Annotated in this window: 5 protein-coding genes; 4 read left to right on the top strand and 1 reads right to left on the bottom strand. The window is 71.7% G+C overall.

Annotated features, from left to right (window positions below; all coding sequences use genetic code 11):
- The first annotated feature begins 69 nt into the window (after nt 1-69).
- The 3 genes from V7E46_RS12860 (at nt 70) to V7E46_RS12870 (ending at nt 7129) form a co-directional block, all read left to right on the top strand.
- Nucleotides 70-804, top strand: a complete 735-nt coding sequence (locus V7E46_RS12860) for a VIT1/CCC1 transporter family protein (RefSeq protein ID WP_333768529.1) — start codon at nt 70-72, stop codon at nt 802-804.
- 324 nt (nt 805-1128) lie between these two features.
- Nucleotides 1129-5673, top strand: a complete 4545-nt coding sequence (gltB, locus tag V7E46_RS12865; protein WP_333768530.1) for a glutamate synthase large subunit — start codon at nt 1129-1131, stop codon at nt 5671-5673.
- Nucleotides 5666-7129: a glutamate synthase subunit beta gene (locus tag V7E46_RS12870; protein WP_333768531.1), complete on the top strand. Its 1464-nt coding sequence runs from the start codon at nt 5666-5668 to the stop codon at nt 7127-7129. Before gltB ends, V7E46_RS12870 begins: the two co-directional genes overlap by 8 nt.
- A 123-nt stretch (nt 7130-7252) precedes the next feature.
- Here V7E46_RS12870 and V7E46_RS12875 read toward each other — a convergent pair whose 3' ends face one another.
- On the bottom strand, nt 7253-8176 hold the full coding sequence (locus V7E46_RS12875) for a hypothetical protein (protein ID WP_333768532.1): 924 nt from the start codon (nt 8174-8176) through the stop codon (nt 7253-7255).
- Nucleotides 8177-8258: 82 nt separating this feature from the next.
- Here V7E46_RS12875 and pepN point away from each other — a divergent pair, with 82 nt between their 5' ends.
- A complete protein-coding gene (gene pepN / locus V7E46_RS12880; RefSeq protein WP_333768533.1) occupies nt 8259-10751 on the top strand; it encodes an aminopeptidase N in 2493 nt (830 codons plus the stop codon).
- Nucleotides 10752-10758: the final 7 nt, after the last annotated feature.

Genomic DNA, 10758 nt, shown 5'->3' on the forward strand with positions numbered 1-10758 from the left:
TGCCCGGGTACGGTCGAAGCCGTTGCCGGTCGGACGCGGCTTCACCGCCGCGCGGGGAGGGTGATCCGTATGACAAGCACCGCCGTCGATAACGCCGCTGCCACGCCGTACCACGTCCCCCACCATGTGCACCGGGACGTGACCGGGGGCTGGCTGCGGCCCGCGGTCTTCGGGGCGATGGACGGCCTGGTGTCCAACCTCGCGCTGATGACCGGTGTGGCCGGCGGCGATGTGAGCTCCCGCACCCTGGTGGTCACCGGCCTGGCGGGCCTGGCGGCCGGCGCCTTCTCCATGGCGGCCGGCGAGTACACCTCGGTTGCCTCCCAGCGCGAGCTGGTCGAGGCCGAGCTGGACATCGAGCGGATCGAGCTGCGCCGGCATCCCGAGGACGAGATGCGCGAGCTGGCCGAGCTGTACGTGGCGCGCGGGGTGGAGCCGGAACTCGCGCACGAGGTGGCCAGGCAGCTGTCCGCCGACCCCGAGCAGGCGCTGGAGATACACGCCCGCGAGGAACTGGGCGTGGACCCGACCGACCTGCCCTCGCCGGTGGTCGCCGCGGGCTCGTCGTTCGTGTCGTTCGCGCTGGGCGCGCTGCTGCCGGTACTGCCGTATCTGCTCGGCGCCGACGTCCTGTGGCCCGCGGTGGTGCTGGCGCTGGTCGGGCTGTTCGGCTGCGGTGCCGCTGTGGCGCGGATCACCGCCCGGTCCTGGTGGTACGGAGGACTTCGGCAACTGCTCTTGGGTGCGGCGGCCGGCGGAGTTACCTTCGTATTGGGCGCGCTCATCGGCACCGCCGCCGGCTGAGTCTGTACACCCGGGAAGCAGTCCGCCACAAGCCGCATGTTTCCCCGCCGTTTCAGCTCCTGCCGCAACGGGCATCACCCGGTAACGCACCGGCAGCGCCGCCAGGGCACGCGCCGGATTCGTCGGGCGGACCCCGGTCAGACGCTGGCCCGAAATGGCTGTTCCACCTCCTCGGTACGTCCACATGCTGGAATTGAGTATCCGCTTCTCGAACACTCAGCCATCATGTAACCTGCACGAAATCGCAGAGGGCCAACGTCGTCCCTGTTGCGCACGCCTGGAAACAGGCGATGCATACAAGCCAAAGACGACGACGGGAGAGCCATGCGTTCGCGTTCCGCGTTCATGGACGGGCGACCCGCCCCGCAGGGGATGTACGACCCCCGCAACGAGCACGACGCCTGCGGTGTCGGCTTTGTGGCCACCCTCACCGGCGAGGCGAGCCATGACCTCGTGGAGCAGGCCCTCACCGTCCTGCGCAACCTGGAACACCGCGGAGCCACCGGCGCCGAGCCCGACTCGGGTGACGGCGCGGGCATACTCCTCCAGGTCCCCGACGCGTTCCTGCGTGCCGCCGCCGGCTTCGAGCTGCCCGCCGCCGGGCACTACGCGGTCGGCCTGGCCTTCCTGCCCGTCGAGACCGAGGACCGCACCAAGGCCGTCGACGCCATCGAGCGGATCGCCGCGGAGGAGGGCCTGACCGTCCTGGGCTGGCGCGAGGTCCCGGTCGCCCCCGAGCTGCTGGGCGCCACCGCCCGCTCGACCATGCCGTACTTCTCCCAGCTCTTCGTCGCCGACACCGCCGGCGGGCTGGGCGGTATCGAGCTGGACCGGCCCGCCTTCGTGCTGCGCAAGCGCGCCGAGCGCGAGGCCGACGTCTACTTCCCCTCGCTGTCCGCCCGCACCCTGGTCTACAAGGGCATGCTCACCACCGGGCAGCTGGAGCCGTTCTTCCCCGACCTGTCCGACCGCCGCTTCGCCACCGCCATCGCGCTGGTGCACTCCCGCTTCTCCACCAACACCTTCCCCAGCTGGCCGCTCGCCCACCCGTACCGCTTCGTCGCGCACAACGGCGAGATCAACACGGTCAAGGGCAACCGCAACTGGATGCGGGCCCGCGAGTCGCAGCTGGCCAGCGACCTGTTCAGCGGCGACCTGGAGCGGATCTACCCGGTCTGCACCCCCGAGGCGTCCGACACCGCGTCCTTCGACGAGGTCCTCGAACTGCTGCACCTCGGCGGACGCTCGCTGCCGCACAGCGTGCTGATGATGATCCCGGAGGCGTGGGAGAACCACGAGGCTATGGACCCCGCCAGGCGGGCGTTCTACCAGTACCACTCCACGCTGATGGAGCCCTGGGACGGCCCGGCCTGTGTCACCTTCTCCGACGGCTCGCTCGTCGGCGCGGTCCTGGACCGCAACGGTCTGCGCCCCGGCCGCTACTGGGTCACCGACGACGGCCTGGTCGTCCTGGCCTCCGAGTCCGGCGTGCTGGACATCGCCCCGAGCAAGGTCGTCCGCAAGGGCCGGCTCCAGCCGGGCCGGATGTTCCTGGTCGACACCGTCTCGCACCGGATCGTCGAGGACGACGAGATCAAGGCCGGTATCGCGGCCGAGAACCCGTACGCCGACTGGCTCGAAGCCGGCCTGGTCGATCTCGCCGACCTGCCCGAGCGCGAGCACATCGTGCACACCCACGCCTCGGTCACCCGGCGCCAGCAGACCTTCGGCTACACCGAGGAGGAGCTGCGGGTCCTGATCGCCCCGATGGCCAGGACCGGCGGCGAACCGCTGGGCTCGATGGGTACGGACTCGCCGATCGCCGCGCTGTCCGACCGCCCCCGGCTGCTGTTCGACTACTTCACCCAGCTGTTCGCCCAGGTCACCAACCCGCCGCTGGACGCCATCCGCGAAGAGCTGGTCACTTCGCTGATCTCCACCATCGGCCCCTCGGGCAACCTGCTGGAGCCCAGCCCCGCGTCCTGCCGCAACCTCACCCTGCCCTTCCCGGTGATCGACAACGACGACCTGGCCAAGCTCATCCACGTCAACGCCGACGGCGACATGCCGGGCCTGAAGGCCGCCACCCTGTCCGGCCTGTACCGGGTCACCGGTGGCGGCGACGCGCTCGCCTCCCGGCTCGCCGAGATCTGCGCCGAGGCCGACGCCGCCATAGAGGACGGCGCCCGGCTGATCGTGCTGTCCGACCGGCACTCCGACGCCGAGCACGCCCCGATCCCCTCGCTGCTGCTCACCTCCGCCGTGCACCACCACCTGATCCGTACCAAGCAGCGCACCCAGGTCGGACTGCTGGTCGAGGCCGGCGACGTCCGCGAGGTGCACCATGTGGCGCTGCTGATCGGCTACGGCGCCGCGGCCGTCAACCCCTACCTGGCCATGGAGTCCGTCGAGGACCTGGTCGCGGCCGGCACCTTCCTCAGCGGCATCGAGCCCGAGGCGGCGCTGCGCAACCTGATCAAGGCGCTCGGCAAGGGCGTGCTCAAGGTCATGTCCAAGATGGGCATCTCCACCGTGGCCTCCTACCGCGGCGCCCAGGTCTTCGAGGCCATCGGCCTGGACACCGACTTCGTGGACACCTACTTCCACCTCACCGACAGCAAGATCGGCGGGGCCGGCATCGACGTCATCGCCGCCGAGGTCGCCGCCCGGCACGCCAAGGCCTACCCGGTCTCCGGCATACAGACCGCCCACCGCCGCCTGGAGATCGGCGGCGAGTACCAGTGGCGCCGCGAGGGCGAACCGCACCTGTTCGACCCGGACACCGTCTTCCGGCTCCAGCACGCCACCCGCACCCGCCGCTACGACATCTTCAAGCAGTACACCGAGCGGGTGAACGAGCAGTCCGAGCGGCTGATGACGCTGCGCGGCCTGTTCGGCCTGAAGTCCGAGCGCGAGCCCCTCGCGATCGACGAGGTCGAGCCGGTCACCGAGATCGTCAAGCGGTTCTCCACCGGCGCCATGTCGTACGGCTCGATCTCGCGCGAGGCGCACGAGACGCTGGCCATCGCCATGAACCAGCTCGGCGGCAAGTCCAACACCGGCGAGGGCGGCGAGGACCCGGAGCGGCTGTACGACCCGGCCCGGCGCAGCGCCATCAAGCAGGTCGCCTCCGGCCGCTTCGGCGTCACGTCCGAATACCTGGTCAACGCCGACGACATCCAGATCAAGATGGCCCAGGGCGCCAAGCCCGGCGAGGGCGGCCAGCTGCCCGGCCACAAGGTCTACCCGTGGATCGCCGGCACCCGGCACTCCACCGCGGGCGTCGGCCTGATCTCCCCGCCGCCGCACCACGACATCTACTCCATCGAGGACCTCGCCCAGCTGATCCACGATCTGAAGAACGCCAACCCCAAGGCGCGAGTCCACGTCAAGCTGGTCTCCGAGGTCGGCGTCGGCACGGTCGCCGCGGGCGTCAGCAAGGCGCACGCCGACGTCGTCCTGATCTCCGGCCACGACGGCGGCACCGGCGCCTCCCCGCTGACCTCGCTCAAGCACGCCGGCGGCCCCTGGGAGCTGGGCCTGGCCGAGACCCAGCAGACACTGCTGCTCAACGGGCTGCGCGACCGTATCGTCGTGCAGACCGACGGCCAGCTCAAGACCGGCCGCGACGTGGTCATCGCCGCGCTGCTCGGCGCCGAGGAATTCGGCTTCGCCACCGCACCGCTGGTGGTCTCCGGCTGCGTCATGATGCGCGTCTGCCACCTGGACACCTGTCCGGTCGGCGTCGCCACCCAGAACCCGGTGCTGCGCGACCGCTTCTCCGGCAAGCCCGAATTCGTCGTCAACTTCTTCGAGTTCATCGCCGAGGAGGTCAGGGAGATCCTGGCCGAGCTGGGCTTCCGCAGTATCGAGGAGGCCGTCGGCCACGCCGAGCTGATCGACGCCGGCCGCGCCGTGGACCACTGGAAGGCGCAGGGCCTGGACCTGGCCCCGCTGCTGCACGTGCCCGCGCTGCCCGAGGGCGCCGCACTGCACCGCACCACCGAGCAGGACCACGGCCTGGCCAAGGCGCTGGACAACGAGCTGATCAGGCTCGCCGCCGAAGCCCTGGAAAGCGGCGCCCCGGTCCGCGCCCAGGTGCCGATCCGCAACGTCAACCGCACGGTCGGCACCATGCTCGGCCACGAGGTGACCAAGAAGTACGGCGGCGCGGGCCTGCCCGAGGGCACGATCGACATCACCTTCACCGGCTCCGCGGGCCAGTCCTTCGGCGCGTTCCTGCCCGAGGGCATCACCCTGCGGCTCGAAGGCGACGCCAACGACTACGTCGGCAAGGGCCTGTCCGGCGGCCGGGTCGTCGTCCGCCCCGACCGCGGCGCCGACCACCTCGCCGAATACTCGACCATCGCGGGCAACACCATCGCCTACGGTGCCACCGGCGGCGAGCTGTTCCTGCGCGGCAGGACCGGCGAGCGCTTCTGCGTCCGCAACTCCGGCGCCACCGTCGTCTCCGAAGGCGTCGGCGACCACGGCTGCGAATACATGACCGGCGGCCGTGCCGTCGTCCTCGGCGCCACCGGGCGCAACTTCGCGGCCGGCATGTCCGGCGGCATCGCCTACGTCCTCGACCTGGACCCGGCCGCCGTCAACCCCGGCATGGTCGCCGTCGAAGCGCTGGACGCGGAAGACATCACGTGGCTGCACGATGTGGTGCGCCGTCACGCCGAGGAGACCGGCTCCACCGTCGCCGAGCGGCTGCTCACCGACTGGGGCGCCGCCCTCACCCGCTTCGGCAAGGTCATGCCGAGGGACTACAAGGCAGTGCTCGCCGCCAAGAACGCCGCCGAGCAGGCCGGACTCTCCGAGTCCGAGACCACAGCGAAGATGATGGAGGCGGCAAATGGCTGACCCCAAGGGCTTCCTCACCACCGGCCGCGAAACCGCCCCGATGCGCCCGGTCGAGGAGCGCAGGCAGGACTGGAACGAGGTCTACGTCCCCGGCGGGCTGCTGCCGATCATCAGCAAGCAGGCCGGCCGCTGCATGGACTGCGGCATCCCGTTCTGCCACAACGGCTGTCCGCTGGGGAACCTGATCCCCGAATGGAACGACTACGCCTACCGCGAGGACTGGCGGGCCGCCTCCGAGCGGCTGCACGCCACCAACAACTTCCCGGAGTTCACCGGGCGGCTGTGCCCCGCGCCCTGCGAATCGGCGTGCGTGCTGGGAATCAACCAGCCCGCCGTCACCATCAAGAACGTCGAAGTCACCATCATCGACAAGGCCTGGGAGGCCGGCGACGTCACCCCGCAGCCGCCCGAGCGGCTGTCCGGCAAGACCGTCGCCGTCATCGGCTCGGGCCCGGCGGGCCTGGCCGCCGCCCAGCAGCTCACCCGGGCCGGCCACACCGTCGCGGTCTACGAGCGCGCCGACCGGATCGGCGGACTGCTGCGCTACGGCATCCCCGAGTTCAAGATGGAGAAGCGGCACATCAACCGGCGCATCGAGCAGATGCGCGCGGAGGGCACCAAATTCCGCACCGGTGTGCAGATCGGCACCGACCTCGACGCCGCCAAGCTCGCCAAGCGCTACGACGCCGTCGTCATCGCGGCCGGCGCGACCATCTCCCGCGACCTGCCGGTCCCCGGCCGGGACCTGAACGGCATCCACGTGGCGATGGACTACCTGCCGCTGGCCAACAAGGTGCAGGAGGGCGACTTCGTGGCGCCCCCCATCACCGCCGAGGGCAAGCACGTCGTCGTCATCGGCGGCGGCGACACCGGCGCGGACTGCGTCGGCACCGCACACCGGCAGGGCGCGCGGTCCGTCACCCAGCTGGAGATCATGCCGCGCCCCTCCGACGAGCGCCCGACCGGCCAGCCCTGGCCGACGATGCCGGCCGTGTACAAGGTCACCTCGGCGCACGAGGAGGGCGGCGAGCGGGTCTACGCCGTCAACACCATGAAGTTCACCGGCGACGCGGACGGCAACGTGCGCGAGCTGCACCTGGTCGAGGTCGCCTTCCAGGACGGGGCGTTCGTCCCGCAGACCGGCACCGAGAGGATCATCCCGGCCGACCTGGTCACCCTCGCGATGGGCTTCACCGGCACCGACCAGTCCAACGGCCTGGTCGACCAGCTCGGCCTCGACCTGGACGCCCGCGGCAACATCGCCCGCGACAGCTCCTACGCCACGAACGTCGACGGCGTCTTCGTCGCCGGCGACGCGGGGCGCGGCCAGTCGCTCATCGTCTGGGCCATCGCCGAGGGCCGCTCGGCCGCCAAGGCGGTCGACGCGTACCTCACCGGGGTGCCGTCCGCCCTGCACGCGCCGATCCGTCCCACCGACCGCCCGCTGACCGTCTGACGGTCCCCCGGATGTCCCGCACAAAGGCGTGCGGAACGCAGTAACACCAGCAGCGCCCGCCACTCCCCGACCAAGGAGGCGGGCGCTGTTTCCTTTCCCGACCGGGCCGCGAGGCGCCCCGCGTCACGTGTCGACGGCCAGTTCCGTGTGGCACAGGGCGCAGCGGGCCCGCAGCCGCCCCCGGCAGGGCAGGCGGATGCGCTGGAAGCAGGTGGGGCAGGGGAAGGCGACCCGCACGGCCGAGCCGGCCGACTCGAAGGAGTAGTCGGGTCCCGGCGCGAGCGCCCGCCGGTCCTTGGCGTAACGGCGCCTGGCCGCCCAGCCCGCCGCGGCCAGCGGTGCCCTGCGCAGGTCCTGCCCGGCGCGGTCCAGACCCGCCCGATAGGCGTCGCGGGCCTGCGGACTGCGGAACCACGGCTCGACGTCCTCACCGAACGCGGCGGCCCGCTTGGCCAGTACGTAGCCGAACTCCTCCGGCGTGAGATAGCCCAGCTTGTACGCCGACATCATCAGCCGCTCACCGCGGATCGCCGCCTCCTCGCGGTACGCGTCCAGCAGCAGCCAGCCCGCGCCGAGATACGTCGTCACGGTGTCGGTCAGGATCTCGTTGTCCCGGGTACCGGGGAATTCCAGGCCGAGCCGGTGCAGGTGGACATGCATCACCTCGTGCGCCAGCGCCGCCCCGACATCGCGCCGGTCGGCCCTGAACCGGGAGTGCAGCTCGATGAAATACTCCGGGCCCGCCGCCAGTTCGACGTTCCCCGCGTGCACCATGTCGCGGAAGCCGACCACCATACGGGCATCCGGCAGCCGGAAGTGCTGCACCATCACCCGGGCCACCCGCTGGGCGCCCAGATACAGGTCCTCGTCCGCCGGGAAGTCCACCAGCTCGGGGTGCACGCTGCTGGAAAACCGCTGCACACCGTCCGCCGACAACCGCCGGTAGAGCGCGGTGAGCGCCGCCCGCACCGTGTCGAGATGCGGGAAACCGTGCACGATGGCCCCGCCCCCGGCAGTCGCCGCACCCGGCTCCGCGTACTCGGCCATGACCACCTCCCCGTACCCGACGAGCCTACGCGCAGCCCCCGCGGCTGTCCTGGACGGCACGGGTTACGGCAGCATGTGGCGCATGCCTGTTCTGACCCACGCCGAGGCCGAGACCCGTGCCCGCGACCTGACCGTCCACCATTACGCGCTCGACCTCGACCTGACCGGCGGCGACGAGGGGTTCGGCTCGGTCGCCGTGATCCGCTTCCTGGCCCGCCGCGACTGCGACACCTTCGCCGAGATCCGGCCGACCGCCCTGCGCCGCGTCGTCCTCGACGGCCGCGACCTCGACCCCGGCCTGCTGGCGGAGAACCGGATCCCGCTGGCCGGCCTCACCGAGGGCGAGCACGAACTGCGGGTCGAGGCGGACATGCCGTACTCGCGCACCGGCGAGGGCATGCACCGCTTCACCGACCCCGAGGACGGTGAGACGTACCTCTACACGCAGCTGTTCATGAACGACATGCAGCGCGTCGCCGCGTCCTTCGACCAGCCCGACCTCAAGGCCGTCTTCGACGTCTCGGTCAGCGCCCCGGCCGAGTGGACCGTCCTCGGCAACGGCATCGCCACCAGGACCGCCCCGGGCCGCTGGCAGCTCGCCACCACCCCGCCGCTCGCCACCTACTTCGTCGCCGTCGCCGCCGGACCCTGGCACTCGGTGCGCACCGAGCACGCCGGGCTGCCGTTCGGCCTGCACTGCCGCCGCTCGATGGCCCCCTACCTCGACCACGACGCGCCCGCGATCTTCGACATCACCCGGCGCTGCTTCGACCGCTACCACGAGCTGTTCGGCGAGCCGTACCCGTACGACTCCTACGACCAGGCCTTCACCCCGGAATTCAACGCCGGGGCGATGGAGAACCCCGGACTGGTCACCTTCCGCGAGGACTTCGTGCACCGGTCGGCCGTCACCCCGGTCGAGGCGCAGTTCCGCGGGGTGGTCATCGCGCACGAGATGGCGCACATGTGGTTCGGCAACCTCGTCACCCTGCGCTGGTGGGACGACATCTGGCTGAACGAGTCCTTCGCCGAGTACATGGGCTTCCAGGTGCTGGCCGAGGCCACCGGGTTCACCGGCACGTGGACCGACTTCGCGGTCGCCCGCAAGGCCTGGGGCTACGACGCCGACCAGCGCCCTTCCACCCACCCCGTCGCCCCCGACCCGGAGGCGGTCCCGGACACCGCGTCCGCGATGAACAACTTCGACGGCATCTCCTACGCCAAGGGCGCCTCCGCGCTGCGCCAACTCGTCGCCTGGCTCGGGCCCAAGGACTTCACCGCCGGGCTCAACACGCACTTCGCCCGGCACCGCTTCGGCAACGCCGCGCTCGCCGACTTCCTCGACTCCCTCGGCACCGCCACCGACCGCGACGTCCCCGCCTGGGCCGCGGCCTGGCTGCGCACCTCCGGCGTGGACACCCTCACCCCCGCGGTCGCGCCCGGGGCGCCCGAGGGCGGCTGGCGGCTGGAGATCGGCCACCGCGGGCACCGTCCGCACCACATCGGGGTCGGGCTCTACGACCGGGCCGTCGCCGACCCCGGCGCGCTCGTGCTGCGCGACCGGCTCACGGTCGACATCGCCGCGGACTCCGTCGTCGAACAGCACGACCTGACCGGGCCCGCGCCCGACCTGATCCTGCTCAACGACGGCGATCTGACCTTCGCCAAGGTCCACTTCGACCCGCAGTCCTGGGCGACCCTGCGCGACACCCTCGGCGGGCTGCCCGACCCGCTCGGGCGCGCGGTCGCCTGGAACGCGGCACGCAACCTCGTACGCGACGGGCTCATCGCACCCGCCGAGTACCTGGCGCTGACCGCCGCGCACCTTCCCGGCGAGCGGGAACCCGGCATCGTGGACGCCGTCCTCACCTTCTGCCGCAACCAGCTCACCGACCAGTTCCTCGACCCGGCGCTCCGCCCCGGGGCGCTGCGCACCCTGGCGGAGACCGCCCGCGGGCTGCTCGCCGCGGGCCTGGAGGGCACTCGGCTCAGCGCCACCCGCGCGCTGGTCGACGCGGCGCTCGACGCGGAGGAGCTGCACGGCTGGTACGACGAGGGGGAGATCCCCGGGGGCACGCCCCTCGACCCCGAGCTGCGCTGGCGGATGCTGCTGCGGCTCGCCGTGCTCGGCGCGGCCGGCCCCGCCGACATCGACGCGGAACTGGTCCGCGACCCGAGCGCCGTCGGGCGCGAGGGCGCCGCCAGGTGCCGGGCGGCGCTGCCGGACGCCGAGGCCAAGGCTGCCGCGTGGCAGGCGATGTTCCACGACGACTCGCAGTCGAACTACCTCTTCACGGCCAACGCGCAGGGTTTCTGGCACCCCGAACAGGTGGAGCTCACCGGCGAGTACGTCGGGCGGTACTTCACGGACGTCGTCGGGCTCGCCGCCCGGCGCGGCACCGCGATCGCCGAGGCCGCCGGGCGGGTGGCCTTCCCGCACACCGCCGTCGCGGACGGGACGCTGCGCCTGGGCCGCGAGTGCCTCGACGACCCCGCTGTCACCCCGGCCCTCCGCCGCGCCCTCGCCGACCGCCTCGACGACCTGTCCCGCACCCTCCGCATCCGCACAACCTGACCCCCCG

The organism is Streptomyces sp. IBSBF 2435 (assembly GCF_036815005.1).
Classification (GTDB): domain Bacteria; phylum Actinomycetota; class Actinomycetes; order Streptomycetales; family Streptomycetaceae; genus Actinacidiphila.